At 45.5% G+C, this 26,933-nt stretch carries 22 protein-coding genes; 1 reads left to right on the top strand and 21 read right to left on the bottom strand.

Going from position 1 to position 26,933, the window contains the following annotated elements:
* Positions 1-22: 22 nt before the first annotated feature.
* From D1B31_RS09400 to D1B31_RS09315, 18 genes are all read right to left on the bottom strand, one after another.
* Complete coding sequence (locus D1B31_RS09400) at positions 23-535, bottom strand: L,D-transpeptidase (RefSeq protein ID WP_118920518.1); 513 nt, start codon at positions 533-535, stop codon at positions 23-25.
* Positions 536-557: 22 nt separating this feature from the next.
* Positions 558-1,553 carry an aromatic acid exporter family protein gene (locus D1B31_RS09395; RefSeq protein ID WP_118920517.1) on the bottom strand — a complete coding sequence of 332 codons (996 nt, stop codon included), beginning with the start codon at positions 1,551-1,553 and terminating at the stop codon, positions 558-560.
* 73 nt (positions 1,554-1,626) lie between these two features.
* Positions 1,627-2,349, bottom strand: coding sequence for an amino acid ABC transporter ATP-binding protein (locus D1B31_RS09390; RefSeq protein WP_118920516.1), 723 nt, complete (start codon positions 2,347-2,349; stop codon positions 1,627-1,629).
* Positions 2,342-3,001 carry an amino acid ABC transporter permease gene (locus D1B31_RS09385; RefSeq protein WP_118920515.1) on the bottom strand — a complete coding sequence of 220 codons (660 nt, stop codon included), beginning with the start codon at positions 2,999-3,001 and terminating at the stop codon, positions 2,342-2,344. Before D1B31_RS09385 ends, D1B31_RS09390 begins: the two co-directional genes overlap by 8 nt.
* 78 nt (positions 3,002-3,079) lie before the next feature.
* On the bottom strand, positions 3,080-3,868 hold the full coding sequence (locus D1B31_RS09380; protein ID WP_118920514.1) for a transporter substrate-binding domain-containing protein: 789 nt from the start codon (positions 3,866-3,868) through the stop codon (positions 3,080-3,082).
* Between the two features lie 295 nt (positions 3,869-4,163).
* Positions 4,164-4,595 (bottom strand): BrxA/BrxB family bacilliredoxin, encoded by a 432-nt coding sequence (locus tag D1B31_RS09375; protein WP_118920687.1) that lies wholly within the window; start codon positions 4,593-4,595, stop codon positions 4,164-4,166.
* A 708-nt stretch (positions 4,596-5,303) separates the two neighbouring features.
* Complete coding sequence (locus D1B31_RS09370) at positions 5,304-6,212, bottom strand: nuclease-related domain-containing protein (protein WP_118920513.1); 909 nt, start codon at positions 6,210-6,212, stop codon at positions 5,304-5,306.
* 140 nt (positions 6,213-6,352) lie between these two features.
* Positions 6,353-7,387: a methylmalonyl Co-A mutase-associated GTPase MeaB gene (gene meaB / locus D1B31_RS09365; RefSeq protein WP_118920512.1), complete on the bottom strand. Its 1,035-nt coding sequence runs from the start codon at positions 7,385-7,387 to the stop codon at positions 6,353-6,355.
* Positions 7,387-9,525 carry a methylmalonyl-CoA mutase gene (scpA, locus tag D1B31_RS09360; protein ID WP_420846087.1) on the bottom strand — a complete coding sequence of 713 codons (2,139 nt, stop codon included), beginning with the start codon at positions 9,523-9,525 and terminating at the stop codon, positions 7,387-7,389. The genes meaB and scpA overlap by 1 nt, the downstream gene beginning before the upstream one ends.
* 40 nt (positions 9,526-9,565) lie before the next feature.
* Complete coding sequence (locus D1B31_RS09355; RefSeq protein WP_118920510.1) at positions 9,566-11,389, bottom strand: methylmalonyl-CoA mutase family protein; 1,824 nt, start codon at positions 11,387-11,389, stop codon at positions 9,566-9,568.
* A gap of 202 nt (positions 11,390-11,591) precedes the next feature.
* Entirely contained in the window at positions 11,592-12,899 is a 1,308-nt protein-coding gene (locus tag D1B31_RS09350; RefSeq protein WP_118920509.1) for a dihydrolipoamide acetyltransferase family protein, read from the bottom strand.
* Between the two features lie 41 nt (positions 12,900-12,940).
* Positions 12,941-13,924 carry an alpha-ketoacid dehydrogenase subunit beta gene (locus D1B31_RS09345; protein ID WP_118920508.1) on the bottom strand — a complete coding sequence of 328 codons (984 nt, stop codon included), beginning with the start codon at positions 13,922-13,924 and terminating at the stop codon, positions 12,941-12,943.
* Positions 13,925-14,932 (bottom strand): thiamine pyrophosphate-dependent dehydrogenase E1 component subunit alpha, encoded by a 1,008-nt coding sequence (locus D1B31_RS09340; RefSeq protein ID WP_118920507.1) that lies wholly within the window; start codon positions 14,930-14,932, stop codon positions 13,925-13,927.
* A gap of 65 nt (positions 14,933-14,997) precedes the next feature.
* The gene (gene lpdA / locus D1B31_RS09335) at positions 14,998-16,419 is read right to left on the bottom strand and encodes a dihydrolipoyl dehydrogenase (protein WP_118920506.1); all 1,422 of its coding nucleotides are present in this window, start codon (positions 16,417-16,419) and stop codon (positions 14,998-15,000) included.
* Between the two features lie 15 nt (positions 16,420-16,434).
* Complete coding sequence (gene buk / locus D1B31_RS09330; protein ID WP_420846085.1) at positions 16,435-17,541, bottom strand: butyrate kinase; 1,107 nt, start codon at positions 17,539-17,541, stop codon at positions 16,435-16,437.
* A gap of 387 nt (positions 17,542-17,928) precedes the next feature.
* Positions 17,929-19,023, bottom strand: coding sequence for a branched-chain amino acid dehydrogenase (gene bcd, locus D1B31_RS09325; protein WP_118920505.1), 1,095 nt, complete (start codon positions 19,021-19,023; stop codon positions 17,929-17,931).
* Between the two features lie 12 nt (positions 19,024-19,035).
* Complete coding sequence (gene yqiS / locus D1B31_RS09320) at positions 19,036-19,950, bottom strand: phosphate butyryltransferase (RefSeq protein WP_118920504.1); 915 nt, start codon at positions 19,948-19,950, stop codon at positions 19,036-19,038.
* Positions 19,951-20,150: 200 nt separating this feature from the next.
* Complete coding sequence (locus D1B31_RS09315; protein WP_118920503.1) at positions 20,151-22,208, bottom strand: sigma-54 interaction domain-containing protein; 2,058 nt, start codon at positions 22,206-22,208, stop codon at positions 20,151-20,153.
* A gap of 193 nt (positions 22,209-22,401) precedes the next feature.
* Here D1B31_RS09315 and D1B31_RS09310 point away from each other — a divergent pair, with 193 nt between their 5' ends.
* Positions 22,402-22,638: a DUF2627 domain-containing protein gene (locus D1B31_RS09310; protein WP_118920685.1), complete on the top strand. Its 237-nt coding sequence runs from the start codon at positions 22,402-22,404 to the stop codon at positions 22,636-22,638.
* Positions 22,639-22,706: 68 nt separating this feature from the next.
* Here the strand turns inward: D1B31_RS09310 and spo0A are convergent, their stop codons facing one another.
* From spo0A to recN, 3 genes are all read right to left on the bottom strand, one after another.
* Entirely contained in the window at positions 22,707-23,498 is a 792-nt protein-coding gene (gene spo0A, locus D1B31_RS09305; protein WP_118920502.1) for a sporulation transcription factor Spo0A, read from the bottom strand.
* A 322-nt stretch (positions 23,499-23,820) separates the two neighbouring features.
* Positions 23,821-25,116: a SpoIVB peptidase gene (gene spoIVB, locus D1B31_RS09300; protein WP_192894760.1), complete on the bottom strand. Its 1,296-nt coding sequence runs from the start codon at positions 25,114-25,116 to the stop codon at positions 23,821-23,823.
* 119 nt (positions 25,117-25,235) lie between these two features.
* Entirely contained in the window at positions 25,236-26,924 is a 1,689-nt protein-coding gene (recN, locus tag D1B31_RS09295) for a DNA repair protein RecN (RefSeq protein ID WP_118920500.1), read from the bottom strand.
* Between the last annotated feature and the right edge of the window lie 9 nt (positions 26,925-26,933).

Raw genomic sequence — 26,933 nt, 5'->3', positions numbered from 1 at the left:
TGCCGGGCAGTCCTTTTCCTAATTACCGGATGGCTCCGTATTCATTCGCCAATTCCGTAAACGGTCTGTCTGATGAGGTAATCAGCAATTTTGTCCCAAGCGGGATAAACGGGTACAGTGACTCAATCCCTTCATTTTGCAGCCGGATGCAGCCATTGGAAACATATTTTCCGATTGAGGAAGGATCGTTCGTTCCGTGGAGACCGTATATCCTTCCGTCTGTATTGAGCGCATCAAAGCCAATCCATCTCGTCCCAAGCGGGTTAGTTGGATGCGAGCCCGGAATATTCCCTTTTCGGTAATATGGATGTTCCGCTTTCACTGTGACCGTGAACAGCCCCTCCGGAGTCAGTTCATTACTTTTCCCTGTCCCAACGGAAAGGACAGTCTGCACCCTATTTTCATCAATGAAAGCCATTTCATTCGTCTTTTTATTGACGATGAGAAACGTATCCCCGGGAAGCGGGTTTGGACCTAGCGGCCAGATTGGCGAGACAAACAGCACTGCTAGCAGGAAATTGAGTACATTTGCCATTCAAATCACCCTTGTTTTTTTCCTAGTTTGTGCCAATCTTCGCCTTTCGATTCTTCTCTTCGGGCTTATGTAATCCTCTGAACGGGCTTTTAATTACGAGATATTGTTCTAATTCATTCGTCAATTGGACGAGTGCCGCTCTTGCTTCAAATTCCTCCCTCGTTTTTGGGAGATCCATCTCTTCAAATTCCATTTTCATTTGTCTAAGTTTATGCAGATGAATGAACGCGGGATTGCCCTCATGAATATTTTTGGATAACTCTTCAATAAAGTCAGCGACCATTTTCCCCTGTTCAAAAGAGCGGCCCAGTGAAGCGGAAATAGGCAAGATGCGTTTGATAATGTCAAATTGTTTTTCCCTGATTGTGAAATAGTGGTAATACAGGTTTTCCTCCCTGACCAAATGGTTTTCTACATCGCGGTAGGCAAGTGATTTTGCCTCATTCAAAAGCCTGGCCGTTTCGGATATTTCCCTGCCGTCCCACTCACCTTCATTCGTCCGTAAATAGTTCGCCATTTCCATAAAAATCTTCTGAAAGTTTTCCTCGATTTTAGCGCTGTATTCAAACAGCTTTTTGTCCAGGCTCGGCATATACAAATTCATCAACAGAGCCACGCCGATCCCGACCGAAATAACCAGGAATTCGTTCAGAAAAAGATCCTTCGAAACATGGCCAGCTGAATATATATGCAAAATAATGACTGAACTTGTAACTATGCCATCATTGGCCTTCAGCATAACAAGGGTTGGAATAAAGAAAAATAACATCAGTCCAATGATGGTAGGATGGTAGCCCAATATCTCAAAAAAGGCGGCGGAAAAAGGCATTGCAAGCATGCAGGCAAGGAAACGGTCCCAGGCCGTCCTCAATGATTTTCTTTGAGTGGGTTTAATACATAGAATTGTCAGAATACCAGCCGCAGCAAAATTAGTGGCGCCGAGCTGCTGGGCAATGATGATGGCGGCAGCTGTTCCAATCGCTGTTTTCGTTGTCCTGTATCCTATCCTGTATTTCATAAAAGCTCTCCTCCTGAAAAAAATGGCAAAAGAAAAAGATGATCACCCGACCATCTTTTCTAGCATATCCCTATTAGAGCATTTTTTGCAAGAAATCCCGCGCCCTGCTGCTTTGTGGATTGGTGAAGAATTGTTCTGGCGGCGCATCCTCAACAAGGACGCCCCCATCCAAAAACAGGACCCTGTCAGCGACTTCTTTTGCAAAGCCCATCTCATGTGTCACGATTGCCATTGTCATCCCTGTTTGCGCAAGGTCTTTCATGACATCCAGTACTTCCTTGACCATTTCCGGGTCAAGAGCCGATGTCGGTTCATCAAACAGCATGACGTCCGGCTTCATTGCCAGTGCCCTTGCAATCGCTACACGCTGTTTCTGGCCCCCTGATAGTCGCCCAGGATACTCGGATGCCTTATCAGATAAACCAACCCGTTCCAGCAGCTTCATGCCGCTTTCTTCTGCTTCGGCCTTTGAAAGCCCTTTAACCTTCATTGGGGCATATGTTAAGTTCTGGAGGACCGTTTTGTGTGGAAATAAGTGAAAATGCTGAAACACCATCCCGACATTTTCACGGACCTTCATGATATTTGTTTTCTTATTCGTTATTTCACTCGAACCAATCCAAATCCGTCCGCTAGTCGGCACTTCGAGTAAATTCATGCAGCGGAGGAAAGTTGATTTTCCCGAACCGGAAGGACCGATAATGGCGACAACCTCCCCTTCTCTAATCGAGGTGGTGATGCCTTTTAGAACCTCAAGCTTGCCAAAATTTTTCCGCAAATCTTCCACTTTAATCACTGCGCCTCATCCTCCTTTCAAGCAGCTTGCCGAGGAAGGTCAATGTAATAACCATCAAGTAATAGATCAAGCCGGCAAAAAGGAGCGGCTCAAAATATGAATAATACTCTGCTCCTACCTGGTAAGAGCGGCGCATGATATCCATAACCCCGATGGTCGTAACAATGGCTGACTCTTTTGTAAGAGTGATAAATTCGTTCATGAGTGCGGGCAGGATATTCTTTAATGCCTGAGGAAGAATGATATCCCACATCATTTGCCAATAGGAAACACCAAGCGCCTCCGCTGCTTCCCTTTGCCCCTTATCAACCGCAAGAATCCCAGCCCTGATAATTTCAGAAATATAGGCGGCCGAGTTAAGGCCAAATGAAATAATCGCCGCTGCATATGGCTCAATTTGAAACCCTAATATTTGCGGTGAGCCGAAGTAGATAATCATTAGCTGAAGCACGAGCGGCGTTCCTCTGAACACACTCGTATAGGCGTCAGCAAGCCACCCTAAAGGCTTAACCGAACTAATTTTAAATAAAGAAAGAATGATGCCAAGCGCAAAACCAATGACACCCGCAAAAAACACAATCCGCAGTGTAACCCATATTCCCTCTAATATATAAGGAATTGAAGGGACAATTTGACTAAAATCCAATCCCATTCTAACGACCCTTCCTCTCTACTTGAACTATAAAACGTTCAGAAAGGCAAGCTTCCTGAACGTTTAGTTGCTTTCCCCTTACTCTTTCCCGCCAAACCATTTTACAATCAGTTTGTCGAGTTCGCCATTTTCCTTCATTTTCTTCAACTCATCGTTGAACTTTTTCGTCAGCTCACTGTTCTTTTTAAACGCAATCGCTGATCCTGCTTCTTCAGGTTGTTCGGAAATGGTGAATCCTCCAAGATTGGTTTCCTTCTCAAGGAATCCTTTTGCAACAGTATCTTCAATGATAACAGCATCAAATCTGCCTGATTTAAGCTCCTGGATCAAATCAGGGATTCGGTTGCGGTCCTCAATTTTGATTTTCACTTCTTTTTGAATATCCTTTGCCTTGTCGTTTTGGATCGAGCCAAGCTGGACGCCAACCGTTTTGCCCTCAAGGTCTTCGAGTGCTTTAATGCCGCTGTCCTTTTTAGTAATAATCATGTGCGAGGCGGTGTAATAAATATCAGAAAAATCCACATTCTTCTTGCGTTTCTCATTTGGTGTCATGCCGGCAAGAACAAGGTCGGCCTGGCCGGATTTAAGCGCCTGGACAAGGCCATTAAAGTCCATATCCTTAACCTTAATTTCATAACCTAGCTTTTCACCAAGAGCTTTTGCCAAATCAACGTCAAAACCAATAATTTCATTGCTTTTTTCAGTTTCGATATACTCAAAAGGCGGGTAATCGGCAGAAGTAGCCATCGTTAAAGTTTTCTTATCTCCTTCTTTGCCGCCTTTGGCATTGTCGTCCTTTGATCCGCAAGCAGAGAGAATGCCCGCCAGTAAAACTGTTGTTAAAAATAAAACAATCCCCTTTTTCATTGAAGCTTTCCTCCTATAATTTACAGAATATTTCATATCTACTGGATACCTACCCTATTTACCTAGGGATAATCCCTCTTTATCAGCATGCTGCCTTGCTAATAAATATTCATATTTATGAATTTTAACACGTATGAATAATTTTGCAATACTATTTTTGAAAGTTTTTAATAAAAACTGAGCATCAAAATTCTTTACATATGCTTACTGGCAAAACAAAAGAGTCTATGAACCTCAGTATATCCAGAAATGAAAAAAGCCACTCACGCATAGCATGAATGGCATGTAAAACCGATTAAAGTTCTTCGCAGTGCTTGTCAAAAGTTTGTTGCAGCTTTTGGACTACAGACATCGGGTCAAATCCCTCAATGTCATGGCGTTCAACCATTGTGCAAATTTCGCCGTCTTTCAAAAGGGCAAATGATGGAGAAGATGGCGGAAAACCTTTAAAGTAGCTCCGCGCCCTTTCAGTTGCTTCCTTATCCTGGCCGGCAAAGACTGTAACGAGGTGATCCGGCCGCTTATCATAGTGAATGGCATGTGCAGCAGCGGGCCTGGCAACCCCGCCTGCGCAGCCGCAAACTGAATTGATCATCACAAGCGTTGTTCCTTCTTTCTTGAACGCCTCATCCACTTCCTCAGGTGTTGTCAACTCAGTGTAGCCTGAAGAAGCTATTTCCTGGCGGGCTTGGCGGACAACATCATTCATAAATAAATTAAAATCCATATTCAATGGAATCACTCCCTAGTTTGCTAGAATAAAAATTCTAACTCTATCATACAGGGCAGGAGCCATGTTTTCAATCAAAGAGAAATTTATCCCAAATAGGTTTACTTCTTTTTCATATGGGGAAAGGTAGAATTACAGCTAGATCCATACCCCTAAACTCCCTAATTTTTTGGATAGCACATCAAGTGCTATCCGCTTTTTTTTTGCTCGGGGATCTTTTAGGGTGATTGCTTGAGTTTTGGTCCTTTATACGGATCTATCCTATGCTTATAATTCTGAACAGGTGGTGATTCGGACTTCCGATGCCTCAGAATCCCGGGTAGTGTCCGAATACAGGGGTGATTCGGACTCCCGCAGCCCCAGAATCCTGGGTAGTGTCCGAATACAGGGGTGATTCGGACTCCCGGAGCCTCAGAATCCCGGGTAGTGTCCGAATACGGGGGTGATTCGGACTCCCGCAGCATCAGAATCCCGGGTAGTGTCCGAATACAGGGGTGATTCGGACTCCCGCAGCCCCAGAATCCCAGGTAGTGTCCGAATACGGGGTGATTCGGACTCCCGCAGCCCCAGAATCCCGGGTAGTGTCCGAATACGGGGGTGATTCGGACTCCCGGAGCCTCAGAATCCCGGGTAGTGTCCGAATACTCCTCAAAAAACAAATGCTCGGTCCCGCCCTTCCACTACTTCCTCAAAACACATAAGAAATTACTCATAATAAGTATCTTTTGTACTCCCCAACGCCTTATAATGCTTTTTTAAATTTCTGGTGAATGTGCGTTTTGTTAAATTTGTTTGACACCAATCCTGAATGCTAGCTGACGTGACTAATCGTTCAGGAAACAAAAGCTTAAACTCCTCAGTATGCCGTATTATAACGGATTGAATTGTTTCCCGCTCACCACAATTACCGCAAATAAAATCATAATAGTTTTTGACTAGTTGAAAAGAATTGCATGTCTTACAACATAGTCCTTTTTTTGTCTTTTCGAAGTTGTAATTAGGAAGTACAGCGAAAGGGTTAGTGGATTGTTGAAGTGATAGAATGGTTTGCGCAAGTTTGCGATGGGCTTCGTTTAGCTGAGATGGGGTTTTATTCAAGTCTCTCATAAAACTGTTTATCTGGGTTGGTAAAATAATGGGGTCATCGATAGATGCCTGATATAAGGTGAATTCGGGGTTAACAAAAACAACAAAGCCTTCCACAAGATAATCCAGGTTGTAATTATGTAGCAGTTGGTTAAGAAGGAGGATACATCTCTTTAACTGGTCAATCGGATTTTTGTATTCCTGGCCGGACCGTACGCAAATAAATTGGTCTCCTTTCATTATAAAATCATTTTGATAATTCTTCGCATCCAATAAATAAATCACTCCCCGAGAAATAATCATGGAATCAATTTGAAAATAGGAATTATTTACTTGAAACAGCAAGTCATTAATAATGTACCGTTCCCCTTCAATGTTTTTACATTTTTCATCAAGTATAAGCTCTCCCTCATACCCCCTTTCCAAGTTCGATAGATGGTTCTTTTCACTCTGCGAAAGCACGGTGCGATTGTTTAAAGCTCTCAAAATTAACAATTCTTTTGATTCACATCTGTTTTTTAAAATCATATGCCACATCACATCCTTTCCCAATCTATCTTGATTTTATAAAATATTCGGCTTAAAAGATGTGGAATTTTTGTTAACAACAGCCCAAAAAAGAAAAGGAAGGACGGACTGCTAAAAAACGCCCCTCCTTAAAAACAGGCCTACCGTTTATAAAACACCTCAAATAACTCATCCGCAGCACCCGCTGCCGTTTTCTCTCCATTCAGGACATCTTTTTCAAGCTTTGGCAGCAGGCTTTTCACTCCCACGTTCTGATAGAAACTGAAATGAAGATGGTCAGAGATAACAGTGTGTAACCAGTCTCGAATCTGTTCCTTGCGCCGTTCGCCAAAAACTCCGGATTCTTCAACAGCATCCCGAAAGTTCCTCACAACCGTCCAGATTTCCGGAATTCCCTTGCCGGTTAGAGCGGAACAGGAGAGAGCTTTCGTATCCCACCCTGGAGTCGACCGTTGCAGGAAATGGATGATTCGCTTATACTCAAGCCGAGTTTTTTCCGCAACAGGCTCATTCGCCCCATCCGCTTTATTCACGACAATGGCATCAGCCAGTTCCATAATCCCCTTTTTCATTCCCTGCAGCTCATCTCCTGCGCCAGTTAGGACAAGAAGCATGAAAAAGTCGACCATTTCCCTGACAGCCACTTCACTTTGGCCAACCCCGACAGTTTCAATGAGAATGACATCGAAGCCAGCAGCTTCACATAATAGCATCGATTCCCTTGTCTTTCTGTGGACACCGCCAAGTTTTCCTCCAGACGGAGACGGCCGGATGAAGGCATTCGGCTGGCGGGAGAGCCTTTCCATCCTCGTTTTATCGCCGAGGATGCTGCCCCCGCTTACCGTTGAGCTAGGGTCGATCGCCAGGACCGCTACCTTATGCCCAAGCCCGCATAAAAAGACGCCAAATGCTTCAATGAACGTACTTTTTCCCGCTCCAGGGACACCGGTAATGCCAATCCGGATTGATTTGCCGCTGGAAGGCAGCAATTTTTGCAAAAGGGACTGTGCCTCCCGAAAATGATGGGCGGCATTGCTTTCAACAAGAGTGATCCCCTTTGCAAGCGCACTTCTATTTCCCTGCAAAATTTCATCCGTCAATGCATCGACTTGCAAAACAGAACCAGGCTTTTTCTTGAACCGCTTTTTCTTTTCCATCGATCCATCAAATTCCATCACAGGTCAACTTCCTCATAGCCAAGCGCTTCATAAATGGACTCGATGACTTTTTGGGCCGCAACTGGAATAACAGTGCCAGGACCGAAAATAGCAGCAGCTCCCTGTTCATACAAATATGAATAATCCTGGGCGGGAATGACACCTCCGACGATGACGAGGATATCTGGCCGCCCAAGTTTTTGTAACTCCGCCACGAGCTCTGGAAGCAAGGTTTTATGCCCTGCCGCAAGGGAACTGAATCCGACAACATGGACATCATTTTCGACAGCCTGCATAGCCGTCTCTGCCGGTGTCTGGAAAAGCGGACCGATATCGACATCAAAGCCCAAATCGGCAAAAGCGGTCGAAATGACTTTTGCGCCGCGGTCATGGCCGTCCTGCCCCATCTTCGCAATCAGGATTCTTGGTCTTCTACCTTCGTTTTCTAGGAATTCATCAGTCATTTCTTTAACCTTCGTGATTTCCTCTTCATTTGAGAAGGAGGAGCTATATACCCCACTTACTGAACGGACCTGCGCGCGGTGGCGTCCAGCAGCTTTTTCGACCGCGTCCGATATTTCACCGAGTGTTGCCCTGGCCCTGGCCGCTTCAACGGCAAATTCAAGAAGATTCCCTTCACCGGTCCGCGCTGCATCTTCCAGCCTCGCCAAAGCCTCTTCCACAGCCTGGGCATTCCGGCCGGCCTTCAATTCATTTAGTCTTTCAATCTGTTTTTTCCGAACCGCTGTGTTATCGATATCAAGAATTTCAAGGGGTTCTTCTTCCTCAACTTTATATTTGTTTACTCCTACGATGACTTCCTTGCCCGAGTCGATTTGGGCTTGCCTTTTAGCGGCTGCTTCTTCTATTTTCATCTTCGGCAAGCCGGTTTCAATTGCCTTGGCCATGCCGCCAAGACTTTCTATTTCACTAATATGGACGGTTGCCCTCTTAATAAGCTCGCCTGTAAGAGCCTCAACATAATAAGAGCCGGCCCACGGGTCGATTGTTTTCGTAATCCCAGTTTCCTCCTGGAGATAAAGCTGTGTGTTCCGGGCTATCCGTGCAGAGAAATCTGTTGGCAATGCAATGGCTTCATCCAGTGCATTTGTATGGAGAGATTGTGTATGACCCATTGCGGCAGCATGTGCTTCCAGCAAGGTTCGGGTTACATTGTTGAACGGATCCTGTTCCGTCAGGCTCCATCCTGACGTTTGCGAATGGGTCCTAAGAGCCAATGACTTTTCATTTTTAGGGTTAAAGCTTTTGATCATTTTTGCCCAAATGAACCTGGCAGCCCGCATTTTGGCGACTTCCATAAAGTAATTCATGCCGATGCCCCAGAAAAAGCTCAGCCTAGGCGCAAAAGAATCAATATCAATACCTGCCTTCAATCCTGTCCTTACATACTCCAAACCGTCCGCTAACGTGTAGGCAAGCTCGATATCCGCAGGGGCGCCAGCTTCCTGCATATGATAGCCGGAAATGGAAATGGAATTGTATTTCGGCATGTATTTTGACGTATAAGCAAAAATATCCGTGATGATTTTCATCGACATCTCCGGCGGATAAATATACGTATTGCGAACCATGTATTCTTTCAAAATATCGTTTTGAATCGTTCCGGCTAACTGTTCCTTCCTGACGCCCTGTTCCTCGGCAGTGACAATGAAGAAGGCAAGAATAGGAAGAACAGCCCCGTTCATTGTCATGGAAACAGACATCTGGTCAAGCGGAATCCCGTCAAAAAGGATTTTCATATCCGCAATTGAATCAATGGCCACTCCTGCTTTCCCTACATCCCCAATTACACGCGGATGATCTGAGTCATAGCCCCGGTGCGTTGCCAGATCAAAAGCGACAGACAACCCTTTTTGCCCCATCGCCAGATTTCTTCTATAAAAAGCATTGCTTTCCTCGGCAGTTGAAAAGCCGGCATATTGGCGGACCGTCCATGGCCTATTGACATACATCGTTGGATAAGGCCCGCGTGTAAATGGCGGAAGGCCTGGTTTATCGTCAAGATGCTCAAGGCCTTCTAAATCCTTTTCGGTATAGACAGGCTTCAGGCTGATTCCTTCATTCGTTTCAAAAAGAAGGTCTTCAATTTTTTCCTCATCTAGCTTTCCTATTTGCGCCTTCGATTCTTCGCTCATCGATGGTCCGGTATCGCCAAAAAGAGCCGAATTCTGAAAGTCAGGCTTTTGCGTCATGTCCCCTAGCCTCCATTTCCCCAATCAAACGATCAAGAAATTCAAAACAATTGCTTTTCAGATAAATAAACTCCTCTATACCAGCAGCGAGCCATTCTTCTTTTTTCTCCGGCAGCCCGGCCAAATAAAAAGAAAAACCCGGAAAACGCTTTTTCAATTCTTGCAAAATCTCAAAACCTACTTCCTTGTACTGCTCATCGCTAGAGCATAGGCAAAAACGGGTAAGGCCCGTTTCCGTTACAAATTTCTCTGCTTCAGACTTGGAATGGATCTCGCCACTTCTTTTTGAATGGATGCCGCCAGGTACAAGGAAGCCTTCAATGAAGTCGGCGGGAGGCTTGCTTTCCTTCAGGCTGCCCAAGCAGATTAGCCCTACCCCGGTTTGTTTGCCGGCATTCTCCAAGGCAACTGTCCGCAAGCGGAGTTCCTCAAATGTGACGGAAAGTCTTGTTTGGGGAATTTCATTCCCCTCAACCTGATAGGAGTCTGGGACTTTTTCAATTTTCTCAGACCATTTTGCATAGTGATTCGTCCCAACAATAGTTTGTTTTCCGGATTTAACATCCGAAACCCTCTGGTTCATTGTCTCGTTTATTTCTTTTTGAAGCCACCCTGATTCGAGGACACTGAGTATTCCGCCAAGGGAGTCAATTTTGCCAAAAAGCGCCCATGTTTTTTCGGCCAATTGTTCAGTAAGATTCTCTATAAACCAGGAACCGCCGGCAGGATCGGCTACTTTGTCAAGAAGAGCTTCCTCCCTAAGGATCAACTGGACATTCCTCGCTATCCTTTCAGAAAAAGGCGTGGCTCCCCCGAGGGCGTTGAATGGCTCGACATGTAAGTAATGGATGCCGCCGAGCACAGCGGCGAACGCTTCATTTCCGGCCCTCAGAAGATTTACGTGCGGATCGGCCTGTGTGACTGTAAACTTCGATGTTTCGGCTGCTATGATCATGCCGCGGCTACTTTCATCGACGCCGTACAGTTCACCAATCCTATTCCAAATGATCCTAGCAGCCCGCAACTTGGCGATTTCCATAAAGAAATTTGCGCCAATTGAAAATTTGAACACAATGTTTCGGAAAATTTCATTGAGCTGCATTCCGGCTTCGAGAAGCTGTTCAATATAATAGACACCAGATGCTGCAGCTGCAGCAAGTTCCTGCGTGGCGCTGGCACCTCCATGATGGAAAACGCTTGTATCGACCATTACGGTCCGCAGTGCAGGATGCTTTTTGGCGAATGCCGAAATGGTTTTCCCCCATTCCGTTAAATCGGCTTCTCCGTTCCCAGTTTTCGCAAGGCTGGAGATGGGATCAGAAGTAATATAACCGGTTAATTCGACCGCTTCAGCCGTCGCATCAAGTGTGTGAATGAATTCGCTCTGCAAGCTTTCCGCATGGATCGCGAATGGCCATTCCGGAGCAAAGCGAGACGCAATGCGGGCTGCATCGGCTGCTGGTTGATTCTTTAGTTCAAACGAAATCGCTGTTTGCCCTTTTTCAAAACTGTCTGCCAATTTTTCGGCAAGTTTCGCTCCCGTTGTCCAGGAAATCTCTTGAGCGACTCGCCAAGCTTTTCCCTGATAGCCAAGTGGGTTTGAACCTCTCCGAAAATCCGGGCTTCCAGGGATGCATGCATGTTTGCCATCCTCTAATGTGTAAAGCGGTTTCAATTTTATCGTTTCGTATGTAGTGCTTTTGAGGGTTTCGACTGATTTGCCTTTCAGTGATTGCCCGGCTTTTTCTTTCCAGTCTTCAAATGTTTTTGCCGGAAAGCGGTAAGCCATTATTTCGTCTATTCCCATTGATTCTGTCTCCCTCGAGAGACAGCTCCCCCCTTTCGCTTTTAAACTAGGCGGTTGATTGCCACTCAATTAACTTGACAAGTTTAATATAGAAAATTCAATCAACTCACTGCTATTATTGTAGTATAGCCCCCCGCTTTGGCGCAATGTGAAAGCAAAGCGAACAATGCCCGCCTCCATCCGGAAGCGGGCTTGATTTTATTTAATAAACAGATGTAGTTGACTTGGATGTGTGTTCGATGATTTCCTTGACGCGCTGCAGGAAGCGGCCGCAAATTAGGCCGTCAAGGACGCGGTGGTCGAGCGACAGGCACAGGTTGACCATGTCACGGACCGCGATCATCCCATTATCCATGACCACAGGCCTTTTCACAATTGACTCAACTTGAAGAATGGCAGCTTGCGGATAATTGATGATGCCCATCGACTGGACTGAGCCGAATGAGCCGGTGTTATTGACTGTAAAAGTGCCACCCTGCATTTCATCCATTGTCAGCTTTCCCGCGCGCGCCTTGGCAGCGAGCTCGGTAATTTCACGTGCAATCCCTTTAATCGTCTTTTCATCGGCATGCTTGATGACCGGGACAAAGAGGGCATCCTCTGTTGCCACAGCGATGGAAATGTTCACATCTTTTTTCTGGATGATTTTGTCGCCTGCCCACATCGAATTGATTTGCGGGAACTCCTTCAAGGCCTGGGCAACTGCCTTAACGAAGAATGCAAAGAATGTAAGGTTAAAACCTTCCTTGTTTTTAAATTCATCTTTAATGGCATTCCTGTATTCGACAAGGCCTGTGGCATCAACCTCAACCATTGTCCAGGCGTGCGGTGCTTCATGCTTGCTTCGCAGCATATTGGCCGCAATTGCTTTCCTGACCCCAGTAACAGGAATTTCTATATCGCCGGGCATTGAAGGAATTGAAACTGGTGCGGAAGGCTTGGCGGCAGAAACGGCTGCTGGTTCAGAAGCTGCTTGTGCTGCCTGCTCACGCTGAGCCTTTTCTTCCTTCCCTGCAACCGGGATATTGCCGGATTCAATCAGTTTTAATAAATCCTTGCGGGTAATGCGCCCGCCAGCTCCTGTACCTGATACTTGGGCAAGGTCAATGCCGTGTTCCTGTGAGAGCTTGAGAACCGCGGGTGAATAACGGAGTTTACTCCCTTTTTCCGCTGGCGCACTCTCTTGGCTTGGCGCTTCGGATGCTTGCGCTTCTTCCTTTGGTACATCTGCTTGAACCGGTTCTGGGCTTTCAGCCGCTTCTCCGTCGCCTCCAGCGTCAATCGTACAAATAACTTCGCCGACTGCCAGTGTATCTCCCTCACCGGCCACAAGCTCCTTGATGGTGCCGGTGAACGAAGACGGAATTTCAGCATTTACTTTATCTGTCATGACCTCTGCGAGTGGATCATATTTATTTACTTTGTCACCAGGGGAAACAAGCCATTTGCTGATTGTGCCTTCTGTCACGCTCTCTCCCAGCTGCGGCATTTTAATTTGTTCAACTGCCAAATGAGGTCACTCCTTCATTCTTATTTCAGGGGGAACGGCCATTAAAATTCAGCCAGCTCCCGCATCGCTTTTTCAACTTTTTCAGGATTCAGCATAAAGAACTTTTCCATTGTAGGTGCATACGGCATCGACGGCACATCTGGACCCGCAAGCCGCTTGATCGGTGCATCAAGCTCAAACAGGCAATGCTCGGCAATGATTGCCGAAACTTCGCTCATGATGCTGCCTTCTTTATTGTCTTCGGTTACTAGCAGAACTTTCCCTGTTTTCGAAGCAGCTTCAATGATTGCTTCCTTATCTAGCGGGTAAACCGTTCTCAAATCAAGAATATGGGTGGAAATCCCATCTTTAGCAAGCTTTTCGGCCGCCTGGAGCGCAAAGTGGACGCAAAGGCCGTAAGTGATAACGGTAATATCCTCGCCTTCCCTCTTCACATCCGCCTTTCCAATCGGAAGAGTATAATCATCTTCGGGAACTTCGCCTTTAATGAGACGGTATGCGCGTTTATGTTCAAAGAATAGCACCGGGTCTTCATCCCGAATAGCCGCCTTTAGCAGGCCTTTTACATCATATGGAGTGGACGGCATGACAATTTTCAGCCCCGGCTGGTTTGCAAAAATGGCCTCCACCGACTGGGAATGGTATAAAGCGCCGTGGACGCCGCCGCCGTAAGGAGCTCTGATGACCATCGGGCAACTCCAGTCATTGTTCGAACGGTATCTGATCTTGGCAGCTTCTGAAATAATCTGGTTCACAGCCGGCATGATGAAATCGGCAAACTGCATTTCCGCAATCGGCCGCATTCCATACATGGCCGCGCCAATCCCTACACCCGCAATCGCAGATTCGGCAAGGGGCGCGTCAATGACGCGTTCTTCCCCGAACTGATTATATAATCCTTGCGTTGCTTTAAAAACCCCGCCTTTAAGACCGACGTCCTCTCCTAGGACAAATACCCTTGGATCCCTTTCCATCTCTTCACGAATCGCCATTGTCACTGCATCAATATAAGAAATTACTGCCATTTATGCATCCCCCTGACTTTCCGCGTAAACATATTTTAACGCATGCTCCGGATCGGCATAAGGCGCTTTCTCGGCATAATCAGTCGCTTCATTGACTTGCTTCATAATCCGGTCGTTGATCTCTTTCTCTAATTCATCGTCCATGACACCCGTTTCCTTCAAGTAAGCGCCGAACGTAATAATCGGATCCTTTGTTTTTGCTTCCGCCACTTCATCTGGTGCCCGGTAAGCCCGATCATCATCATCCGAAGAGTGGGCAGTCAGACGGTATGTTATCGTCTCGACGAGTGTAGGGCCTTCGCCGCGCCGCGCTCGGTCGGCTGCTTCTTTCACTACGCGGTAAACTTCAATTGGATCATTTCCATCCACAGTAACACCAGGCATTCCATAGCCAATCGCCCGGTCGGAAACTTTTTCACAGGCAAGCTGTTTTTCAATTGGCACCGAAATGGCATATTTATTGTTTTCACACATAAAGATGACAGGAAGCTTATGGACTCCTGCAAAATTGGCGCCTTCATGAAAGTCTCCCTGGTTGGAGGAACCTTCGCCAAAAGTGACGAATGTAAGAAAGTCCTTTTTTTCCATTTTGCCGGCGAGTGCAATTCCGACAGCGTGTGGAACTTGGGTTGTAACGGGAGAAGATCCGGTGACAATCCGGTTTTTCTTTTGCCCGAAATGGCCAGGCATCTGGCGCCCGCCGGAGTTCGGGTCTTCGGCTTTCGCGAAACCCGATAGCATCAGTTCAGTTGGCGTCATCCCAAAAGTCAGGACAACCCCCATATCCCTGTAATATGGAAGGACATAGTCCATGTCCCTGTCAAGGGCGAATGCTGCACCTACTTGAGCGGCCTCCTGCCCTTGGCAAGAAATTACAAACGGAATTTTTCCGGAACGGTTCAAAAGCCACATCCGCTCATCAAGGCGGCGTGACAATAACATGGTTTCGTACATCTCTAGAACAGTTTTGTCACTTAACCCTAAAGATTGGTGGCGATTTTCTGCCATGAAACAAATACCTCCTATGTTCGTATTCAACATTCAGTTTAGGTTCGCTTTTAACCCTCTGCCGATCAGGAGTGGAGCGCCCGGCCATCGACAGCCAGCGCGGCTTCCCCTATAGCCTCCGACAGTGTTGGGTGAGGGTGGATCGTATGGGCAATTTCCCATGGTGTTGCATCCAATACTTTGGCCAGACCTGCTTCGGAAATCATATCCGTCACATGCGGCCCAATCATGTGGACGCCTAGAAGGTCATTAGTTTCTTCATCGGCGACAATTTTCACAAATCCATCCGATTCTCCGAAAACAAGCGCCTTACCGATAGCCCTGAAGGAGAATTTTCCAGTCTTCACCTTATGGCCAAGGGCCTTCGCTTCTTCCTCGGTCAAGCCGACGCTCGCTGCTTCCGGACTGCTGTAGATGCATTTGGAAACGAGTGTATAGTCAATCGGCTGCGGATTTTTACCCGCGATATGCTCGACCGCTATGATACCTTCATGTGATGCAACATGGGCAAGCTGCAGTCCGCCAATCACATCCCCAATCGCATAAATATGTGACTCCTTCGTTTGGAAGAATTCATTTACAGCAATAAAGCCCTTTTCGATTTCGATTTCTGTATTTTCAATACCGAATCCTTCAACATTCGCCTGACGGCCGACAGAAACAAGTATTTTATCTGCTTTATATTCCTTGTCAGTCCCTTTTACCTCAGCCGAAATGGCAGCTCCCTCATCTTTGGAAAGTGTTTCAGGAAGCACCTTCGCACCGGTCACAACCTTCACGCCGCGCTTCTTCATTAAACGCTGCATTTCCCTTGAAACCTCGTGGTCCTCTGTTGGAATAATCCTCGGCGCGTATTCAAGGACCGTCACCTCAACGCCAAAATCCGCAAGCAAGGACGCCCATTCCATTCCGATTACCCCTCCGCCCACAATAATGATTGAAGAAGGAAGAGACTGAAGCCTCAGTGCTTCATCCGATGAAAGAACCATTTCTCCATCTATTTCAAGACCGGGCAGGGAACGTGGCCTTGATCCGGTGGCAACGATGACATTTTTCGGAATCAACATCTCATTATCATCACCATTATTCATTTCAACAGAGATGGTTCCAGGCATTGGAGAAAAAATCGAAGGCCCAAGAATCCGGCCAGTACCTTCATAAACATCGATTTTCCCTTGTTTCATCAGATGCTGGACTCCTTTATGGAGCTGGGAAACGATTGCTTCTTTCCGTTCCTGGACTTTCCCAAAATCAAAAGTCACATCGGAAGCGAAAATGCCAAACTTCTCACTCTTCTTCGTGGTCGCATATACTTCCGCGCTCCGAAGAAGAGCCTTGGAAGGGATGCAGCCATTATGGAGACATGTACCTCCAAGTTTCCCCTTTTCTACAATCGCTGTTTTTAGGCCTAACTGTGAAGCGCGGATGGCCGCCACATATCCCCCGGTTCCCCCGCCTAAAATGACCAAATCGTATTCCTGAGCCATGATTTTTTCCCCCTGTTATGTAGTTGCTGTTTTTATTTTATTTGGATATTGCCTGGCGTCTTCTTCGCCCCGCAGGACCCTCAGAGCGCCTTCGGCAAGGGCCTGAAGTTCATTTTCGCCGGGATGGACGATGACATCTGATATCCAATTGACTCGTTCAGTAATCATATTCACAAAGGACTTCCCATAAGCAAGCCCTCCGGTCAGGATAATGGCATCCACTCTTCCCGCTAGAATAGCGCCTGCTGATCCAATTTCCTTGGCAACCTGGTAAGCCATCGCCTCGTAAACTAGTTTCGCATTTTTATCCCCTTTATTAATCATCTTTTCGACCTTTACGGCGTCATTTGTCCCGAGATAGCCGAAGAGACCGCCTCTTCCAACCAACTTTTTCATGATTTCATCCCGGTAATACTCACCCGAATAGCAAAGGCTGACAAGGTCGCCAGCAGGAACTGTTCCCGCGCGTTCCGGGCTGAACGGGCCATCCCCGTGCAGTCCATTATTTACATCAACGACCCTGCCGCCTTTATGGGCGCCTACCGTAATTCCGCCTCCCATATGCACAACAATCAAATTGAGCTCGCGATAGTGCTTGCCAAGCTCCTTTGCCACCCTTCTTGCAACGGCTTTTTGATTTAGGGCATGAAAGATGCTTTTTCTTTCTATGAGGGCGAATCCTGAAATTCTTGCGACCTCATCCAGTTCATCTACGACAACTGGATCGACAATAAAGGACGGGATATTAAGGCCTGACGCGATTTCATAGGCAATGATTCCGCCCAAATTTGAAGCATGCTGTCCGGAAAAGCCTGATTTTAAATCCTCCAGCATCCTTTCGTTGACAGCATACGTTCCGCCTTCGATTGGCCTGAGCAGGCCGCCACGTCCGCAAACGGCACTTAATTTTGAAATATTGATTCCTTCATTATCAAGCGTTTCCAGAATGGTATCTTTACGGAATGCGTATTGATCAATGATGCTGTCAAAGGAATTTATCTTTTCAGAGTCGTGGCGGATCGTTTTTTTCAGTATCGGCTGCTCGTTGTCATAGATGCCAATCTTGGTTGAAGTAGAGCCCGGATTGATGACCAGGATCCGATAATCTTTGTTCTGCACCATTCGGACCTCCAAGTATATATAAAACAAACTTAGTTTACGAACGTGTTGATTTACACTCCACAAAGGGAAGCTTCCTTGAATAGACATCGCAGGGACAGGCAGCTTTTTGCCTGTCACGAGGCGCTTCGCTTTCCGCGGGGCGTCAGTGGAGCCTCCTCGGCGCTTAGGCGCCTGTGGGGTCTCCACCTTGCCGCTGCATCCCGCAGGACAAACAGCTTCCTCGAATAGGCATTTTCGAGGAGTCTTCGCGCCTTCCGTTCCAATCAACTATGTACCATTCTTTCGTTCGGTTTGTATAGCAATAATTCGGAAACCCCAGTTTCCTACGTATTTGGCGAGAAGCAAGGCCGCCTAATATGGGTTCATAAAATCGGCCTTGTTCCCCCATTAGCGCCTGCTTAAAATATGGTGGCCATTTTGCAAAAACTGGCTCCTGGAATTGCGCATTCTTTCAATCCGCTCTTCCGCCAACCTATCTGCGGCTTTGTAAGTAGGAATTTCATCCCGTTTTGCGATTTCAATGACTTTTTCAATGTTTGTATAAATCGTTTCAATCTTTTTCATAGCCCGTTCATGGTTATAGCCATATAGTTCATCTGCAACATTAATGACCCCGCCTGCATTGATCACATAATCGGGAGCATAAACAATACCGAGTTCATGAATCATGTCCCCATGACGTGTATCCTTCAACTGGTTATTTGCTGAACCCGCAATGACTTTTGCTTTCAATTGCGGAATGGTCTCGTCATTGATGACAGCTCCCAGAGCACACGGGGCGTAAATGTCACAGTCAACACCATAAATTTCATCCGGTTCAACAGCCTTGGCACCAAATTCCTCAACCGCTCTTTGGACGGCCTCTTTATTGATATCCGTTACAATTAAAGTTGCTCCTTCCTCATGAAGGTGGCGGCAAAGATTGTAGGCTACATTCCCGACTCCCTGGATTGCGACTGTTTTTCCTTCAAGAGAATCTGAGCCGTAGGCTTCTTTGGCAGCAGCTTTCATTCCCCTGTATACCCCATAAGCAGTAGCAGGAGACGGATTGCCGGAAGAGCCGAATGCTGGTGATATACCGGTGACATAATCTGTTTCTTCATGGATTAAATCCATATCCGCGACTGTTGTACCCACATCTTCGGCAGTTATGTAGCGGCCGTTCAACCCTTGGATATATCGGCCAAAGGCACGGAACATTTCTTCATTTTTATCTTTTCTAGGATCTCCGATGATGACTGTTTTTCCGCCGCCAAGGTTAAGTCCGGCTGCTGCGTTCTTATAGGTCATCCCGCGTGCAAGGCGCAATGCATCTTCAATTGCCGCTTCTTCAGACTCATATGTCCACATCCTGGTTCCGCCCAAAGCAGGTCCCAATGTTGTATCGTGAATGGCAATGATGGCTTTTAAACCTGATTGCTTGTCCTGGCAGAATACTACTTGCTCGTAATCATATTGTTCCAAATATTTAAAGATTTCCATGTTTGTTCCTCCTTAGTCTCGTATATGTGTTGATGAGCAAAGTGCGACGGCTAGTGAATAAAGCTTGCTTTCCGAAGAATCGGACCTTGATGTTAAGATGATTGGTGCCTTTGCTCCGCAAATAACGGCCCCGACTTTCGCCCTTGCAAAATAAACAAGTGATTTGTATAGAATATTCCCTGCTTCAACGGTAGGGACAAGCAGGATATCCGCTTTACCAGCGACATCACTAGTTATGCCTTTATGTTCAGCAGCGAGGGATGATACTGCATTATCAAGTGCCAGAGGCCCATCAATAATGCATCCGCTAATCTGGCCTCTCTGATTCATTGCAGCAAGTGATGCCGCGTCAAGTGTTGCTTGCATCTTCGAATTTACGGTTTCTACTGCGCAAATCGGCGCCACTTTCGGAACGGAAATCCCGATTGATTGAGCCAATAGGGACGCATTTTTAACAATGGCGGCTTTTTCTGCCAAGTCAGGTGCAATGTTCATGGCTGCATCGGTGACTAAAATCGGTCTGTTATAGCCAGGTACTTCAAACACAGCAGTATGTGAAAGGATGCTTTCTGAACGAAGCCCAAAATCTCTGTCGAGTACCGCTTTTAAAATGACGGAAGTTTGGACATGGCCCTTCATTAAAACATTGGCTTTTTTTTCACTTACTGACTTGACTGCTTCTCGCGCAGCTTCATTTGCTAGCGGATAATGATAAATGGTGATTGCCTCATCCTCCAATAACTCTGGATGATGCTGTTTAAGCACGGCCATGATTTTTTCTTTATTTCCATACAAGAGAAAGTTGGCGAGTCCGAGCTGGACTGCTTGTGCTACCGCTTCTAGAACTCCTTGATCCCCTGCTTGGGCAACCGCAACCGTTTTTTTACTGTGTTCCGCTGCTTTACGGATTAAACCTTCAAGAAACATTATGTGCAATCATCCCCTTCGATGGGCAAAGAAACCCTGTCTTACTAAAATGCAATTTTCATGCCAAAACGAAAAAACAATTCGTTTTTTCAAAAAAAAAGCATAGCTTGCACATTTCTTCATGAAAAACTCTCTTATTTCCTGACTTCTTGCAATATTTTGCAAGAAGGTTCAACATCTGCAAAATATTGCATGCACTTCTATTCAAGTTGGTACTTTTCAAGTTTATAATAAAGATTCCTGATTGATAATCCAAGCAATTTAGCCGCCTTTGTTTTATTGCCATTCGTCTGTGCCATCGCCTGGCTGATGATTGCAGCTTCATACCTTTCAAGCATCTCGGCAAGCGGTAAGGGAGGGTGATCAAAATTTTGAGGGCCTGCAGAGTTACTTTGATTCATTGCCCGTTTTTTTAATTCCGGCAAATGCCTGACATCGATGACGGTTTCATTATACCCCATAAAAATGATCGCCCTGCCAAGAATGTTCTCTAGCTCCCTGACATTTCCCGGCCAATGATATTGCTGCAAATGGAGAAGTGCCGCTTTGGTTACTCCTTCCACATTCCTTCCATAGTCCCGGTTGATTTTTTGGATTAGCCGGTCGCACAGTAAAGGAATTTCCTCTTTTCTGTTACGGAGCGGTGGAATATGGATGGGAAGACGGTTGATTCTGTAATAGAGGTCTTCCCGGAAGGTGGAACTAGCGATGCCTTTCTCCAAATTTACATTAGTTGCCGCAATAATCCTCACATTTATTGGAATTGACTTAGTCCCGCCAACCCGGATAATTTCTCTTTCCTGAAGAACCCTTAATAACTTCGCCTGTGTGCTAGCTGATAATTCACCAATTTCATCAAGGAATATGCTGCCATTGTTTGCCTCCTCAAAAAGGCCTCTCTTTCCGCCTCGTCTCGCTCCGGAAAAAGCTCCTTCTTCATAGCCGAAAAGTTCACTCTCAAGCAGTGATTCTGATAATGCAGCACAATTTACCCTGACAAATTTATTGAATTTCCTGTCACTGGCATTATGTATTGCATGGGCGAATAATTCTTTTCCTGTTCCCGATTCCCCGCGCAGCAGGACCGTCGCGGGAGTCTTTGCTGCCAATTTTGCCTGTTCAATCGCAAGCACCATTTCTTCTGACTTTCCGATAATATCTTCAAATGTATATTTCGCTTCAAGTGTCCGGATAATTTGCCTAGCCCTTGTTAATTCCCTGTTCAATGATTGAATTTCTGACATATCATGGATGACGCCAACGCTTCCCTTCAGCTTTCCTTCGACGATGATTGGCGCAACGTTTACAACTACCTCTTTTTTATTTGGCCCCACCCTCATCGGAACTCCCCGGACTGGCCTCCTAGTTTGGAGGACCTTCATATGCATGCTTTCACCCTCGGAAATATCTGCGGTGGCAGGCTGACCTATGACCTGCTCCCTGCTTAGTCCTGTGATACGATTATAGGCGGGATTTACGAGAATGCCCCGACCTTCTTCATCAACTACAGAAATCGCATCATCACTTGATTGGATGATGGCTTCAAGCATGGTCTGAATTTCCTTTAGGTTTGTAATTTCTTCAGCGAGCCTGACCACTTCCGTAATATCTTTAAAAACTGCAAATGCTCCAATGGCATGTTCATTTTCATCAATAATTGGAATTCTAGTAGTAATAATTTTTGTCCCATTGCCAAGGACCATTTCTTGATTGGCCTCAATCCTCTTTGTACCCAAGACAAGTGGCAGCCTGCTGGAAGGAATAACTTCTAAAACATGTTTCCCAATCGCCTGCCCACGGTCAACGTGGATCATCTCCGCCGCCCGCCGGTTCAGTAAGGTGATCATTCCTTTGTTATCTATGACAACCATTCCATCATCCGTCGAATTGAAAATTAAATCCTGTTTGTTCGTTTCATTTTTTAGGCGTTCAATTAACTCTTCTTTTTCCTCCATAAGTGTGGAATTCAGAAAAGCTACACTTCCGGGAATCAGAATTGCGTCACTTCCAGTTGCCTTCCTTAAAGCAGGAAACACTTCAGGGTTTCCAGTTACATCAATGATGATATCAATTTCCTTGCTTACGAATGGTCTCCAGTCTGTGCCTGTCGGAATGCCTTTTCCCTTCGCTAACCTTACTCCCGGCGCGTCGAGATTTCTATCCACAACAGCTTTAACATTGAGTGACTCAGTTTCCTTTAGCATTTTTAATATTGCGGTTCCGCCCTTCCCCGCCCCGATAATCATGATGCCCTGCAATTCCCTGCCCCCCTTTTCACGGTGCGCTTGGATTCAGCAAACAATTTCATGTTTCCTCAAACAAAACCTGCAACCTTTTTCATGCTTATTGTAACTTTTCTCATCCTTCTTGACAAATTTGAATCTTGGACTATGATTTTTCTGAAGAGGAATATCCCGGCTAACAGTGGTCGGGGTCGGAAGGAATGTTCATATGAATCGCATAGCAGCCCTTATCGTCATGCTTATTCCCGGCTTTTTGGCAGCCTTCGGAATCAAGCTGATGCGTGATATGGTATTCGGAAGATTACAACAGCCATTTTCCCATCTTTGGCTCCAATTTTTGGCCGGTCTGATTTTATTTTTTGCTGGCCTGGGCTTTGTAGCAGGCTTTATCCTTCACCGCGACCGGAAAAGAAACAAAGTACAGGATCGATTCAAACAAAAATAGGAAAGAGCCGCTCATGGCTTCTTTCCTGTTTTTAACTTTACAATTTACATCAATCCCAAAAATGAACGTTAAGATGCCCTATGTTCAAGTCTCAGTTTATCAGCGACCATTGCGATGAACTCACTGTTCGTCGGCTTTGCCTTTGTCATACTGACTGTATAGCCAAACAGGGACGAAATCGAATCGATATTCCCCCTGCTCCAGGCCACCTCGATTGCATGCCTGATTGCACGCTCTACCCGGCTGGCAGTTGTGTTATACTTTTTCGCTATGTCTGGATAAAGGACTTTGGTAATAGATCCGAGGAGTTCAATGTCATTGTAAACCATGGAAATGGCTTCCCGTAAATACAAATATCCTTTTATATGTGCTGGAACTCCGATTTCGTGGATGATGGTTGTAATGCTTGCATCAAGGTTTTTCGGTTTTTGTTCACCCTGGGAACGGAAAGAGGATGAGTGGCCTTTTCGAGACAATGTGCCGGTTTGTCCGTTAACTGTTCGAATATGGTTCCCCAGCATCTCCATATCAAACGGTTTCAAAATAAAGTAAGACGCCCCCAGTTCTACTGCTTTCTTCGTCACATCTTCCTGCCCAAACGCTGTCAGCATAATGACATGTGGGAGGGGCCCATTTTTTGTTTCCCTCATTCTCTCGAGCACAGCAAGCCCGTCGAGATGGGGCATAATAATATCAAGAATCAGGACATCCGGCCTCACTTCTTCAAGTAGTTCAAGGCACTCTTGGCCGTTATGGGCGATTCCTGCAACTTCCATATCTTCCTGGGACGATATGTAATCCTCTAATAAACCTACTAATTCCCTATTATCGTCCACAACGCATACTTTAATTTTCTTCACTCCCAGTTACCTCCTCGGATTCCATTAAATAGTCGTAAAAGCATTGCCTAATTTCTATTCTAATGGACATATTCGACAATGCAACATAAAATCCTTTGTACTGTTTAAATTTTCTCAAAAAAACCACAAAAAAAGGGTTTTTCTTTGTTTTTCTTTATTTTTCTTTTATTTTCGACGCATTTCACTTTTCTTTGCATTTTTGTCGAATAATCTTTATTTCACTCCTTCTTTCCCTCTTTTTTTTACAAGAAAACAATAATTTTCTCATTCACAAGAAAGTACCACAGTCTACCCACTGTGGCACTTTACCGCTATTCAACCCTTAACTTGCTTTTAACTTTGGTTTTTCGTATATATCAATTCCCGCTTCCGATAGCATCCATTCAATATGGACGCCATATCCCGAAGTTGGATCGTTGACAAAAACGTGGGTGACCGCGCCAATTACTTTACCTGATTGGATAATCGGGCTTCCGCTCATCCCCTGAACAATTCCTCCGGTCTTTGCCAACAGTTTCGGATCCGTTACTTTGATGACCATTCCCTTTGTTGCCGGGAACTTCTGCGGGATTGTGCTGACAATTTCAATGTTAAACATTTCCACTTTATCATTATCCACTACAGTCAATATTTTCGCCGGCCCTTCCTTTACCTGATGGGATAGGGCGATTGGCATTGGTGTATCCAATATTCCGTTTTCAATATCCTTGCTTAATTTTCCGAATATCCCAAACGGGCTGTTTCTGTTTATATTTCCGATAATCTCTCTGTCATCAGAAAATCTCGCCAGTTTTTCTCCTGGATTTCCGTTGCTGCCTTTTTCAATTGACGTTACAGTTGACCTTACGATTTGGCCGTCCTCTACAACGATTGGCTTTTTCGTATCCATATCAGAAATAACGTGTCCAAGAGCCCCGTATTTTTTTGATAAAGGGTGATAAAAAGTCATCGTTCCTATTCCTGCTGCTGAATCACGAATATATAACCCAAGCTTGTAACTGGATGTTCCCTTTTCCTTTAATGGCAATAAGCTGGCCTTAAACTGGCCTTTCTCCCTAGAAATCTGGATTTTAAGCGGTTTACCGCTTTTCCCTGCCTCCTGGACAAATGGCGCCACATCCGACATTTTTTCTATCTTCTGGCCGTTTATTTGCGTTATGATATCTCCCACCTTGATACCGGATAACTCCCCAGGTGATTTTTTTCCGGCTGCCGTTTCTACTTGGTGGTGTCCAACGACAAGTACGCCTACTGTATTTAACTTGACCCCTATTGATTGCCCCCCCGGATAAACTTTAAATCCCTTCAGGACATTCACATCGACCTTTTTAATTGGGATTCCGGCGAGATCCAAAATAACCTCACTCTTACCTGACTCCTTGGCAGATACGGACACAAGGTGTTCGGTTTGATTTAGGATGATTTTTTCCGGACTTTGCGCTACTGTTGCTGAGACAGGTGATGCTTTTCCAAAAGAAACCTCTTGCCCCTGAAATACAGTAATTTGGTTAGGAATTTGGAGATATGTCTGGAATGGCTTCCAGTTCACCAAGACAATAATTGAAACAAGGAGAATTCCACCGATTATTTTTCTGAGCAATCCTAATTTCAAATTCATCACTCTCCTCGCTTCTAATGCTTTCTCTTTGCAAAATGGCTACAGTTATAATTTTGCCGGGTTAGCGGGCATTTATAACCTTGGCCAAATAAAAAAGCTACCCTTAATAGGATAGCTTTTCATGTGTTTTTTATCTTTTCCGCAAGGAGGAGCAATTCCTTCGCATGTTCTTTTGTCAAATCAGTAATTTCCACGCCGGAAATCATTCTCCCGATTTCAGCTACTTTCTCGTTCTCGCTAAGCGGAACGACGGCTGTCTTCGTCCTTCCGCCTTTCATTACTTTGGAAATCAACAAGTGTGTATCTGCCATTGCAGCAACCTGGGGCAAGTGTGAAATACACAATACCTGGGAACCGGAAGCTACACGGGAAATCTTTTCTGCAATTGCCTGGGCAACACGGCCGCTGACGCCCGTGTCAACTTCATCAAAAATGATTGACGTTACACCTTGATGCTTTGAGAAAATACTCTTCAACGCAAGCATGATTCTTGATAACTCCCCGCCAGAAGCAACTTTCGAAAGCGGTTTTAGTGGTTCGCCGGGATTCGTTGAAATAAAAAACTCAACCTTATCCATACCCATTTTAGAATAGCTTTGCCCGCCCTTTAAAAAACGGATTTCAAATATCGTTTTGGCCATATATAGGTCTTTTAGTTCCTTATGAATAAGCTTTGTTAGTTTCTCCGCCCATTTTTTCCGCACCTTGGTCAGTTCGGAGGCTTTAACAGTTAACTCTTTTTTAAGGATACTCAGTTCTTTTTCCAAGTTTCCGATATGTGTTTCCTTATTTTGCAGAGCATCGATTTCAACCTTGATTTTTTCCCCATATTCGAGGATTTCCGGGATTGTCTTTCCATACTTCCGTTTCAGCTGATTGATTTCATTTAGTCTATCTTCAATTTCATTCAGTCTCTGCGGATCATATTCCAAGTTATCCAGGTTATTGCGTAGGGTTACAGCAGCATCCTCCAAGGCATAATAACTGTTGGATACCGTTTCAAATAATTCCTTGTAAGCCGGGTCGAGCGCTGCCGCATTTTCCAGCTGATTCATAGCTTCTCCGGCCCAGTCAAGCGCGTGGGAATCCCCTTTTAAAGCCAAGTAACCCGTCTGCGCCGACTCGAATATTTTTTCAAAATTGACGAGTTTTTGTTTTTCGTCTCCAAGCTCCTCGTCTTCGTTTGGTTTTAAGCAGGCGTTACTGATCTCTTCAACCTGGAATTGAATCAAGTCAAGTCTGTGAGCCATTTTCTGTTCATTTTCGTTTAACTTCCTGAGTTTCCCGATGGTTTCTTCGTATTGTTGATAAACATTCCGGTACGAATCCAGGTATGGCGTAATTTCCTGCTGGCCAAATTGGTCTAGCAAAGGAAGATGCAGTGCCTCATTCATTAATTCCTGGTGTTCATGTTGGCCATGGATATCAACAAGCGTCCCGCCAATTTCGCGGAGAATGGAGATGGTCACCAGTTTTCCGTTAATTCGGCAAACACTTTTTCCAGTTTGGGAAATATCCCGCCGCAGGACAACCATGGAGTCTTCTATCTCGATTCCATATTCGGATGCCTTTTCTATACAAGGATGCTTGCTGTCATCGAGCAGGAACAATCCTTCAATTTCAGCTTTTTCTTCTCCGTGGCGGACAAATTCCGATGAACCTCTTCCGCCAACGAGCAGATGGATCGCGTCAATAATAATCGACTTTCCCGCTCCGGTCTCACCGGTCAAGACAGTCAGGCCCTTTTTGAAAGAAACAGAAAGGGCCTCAATTATTGCAAAATTCTTAATCGACAGTTCCGTTAACAAGTAACATTC

The organism is Neobacillus notoginsengisoli, from assembly GCF_003515685.1.
In the GTDB taxonomy this organism is placed as follows: domain Bacteria; phylum Bacillota; class Bacilli; order Bacillales; family Cytobacillaceae; genus Bacillus_D; species Bacillus_D notoginsengisoli.
Note: the sequence above shows the minus strand (reverse complement) of the source record. Positions and strands in the feature narration are given on the sequence as shown.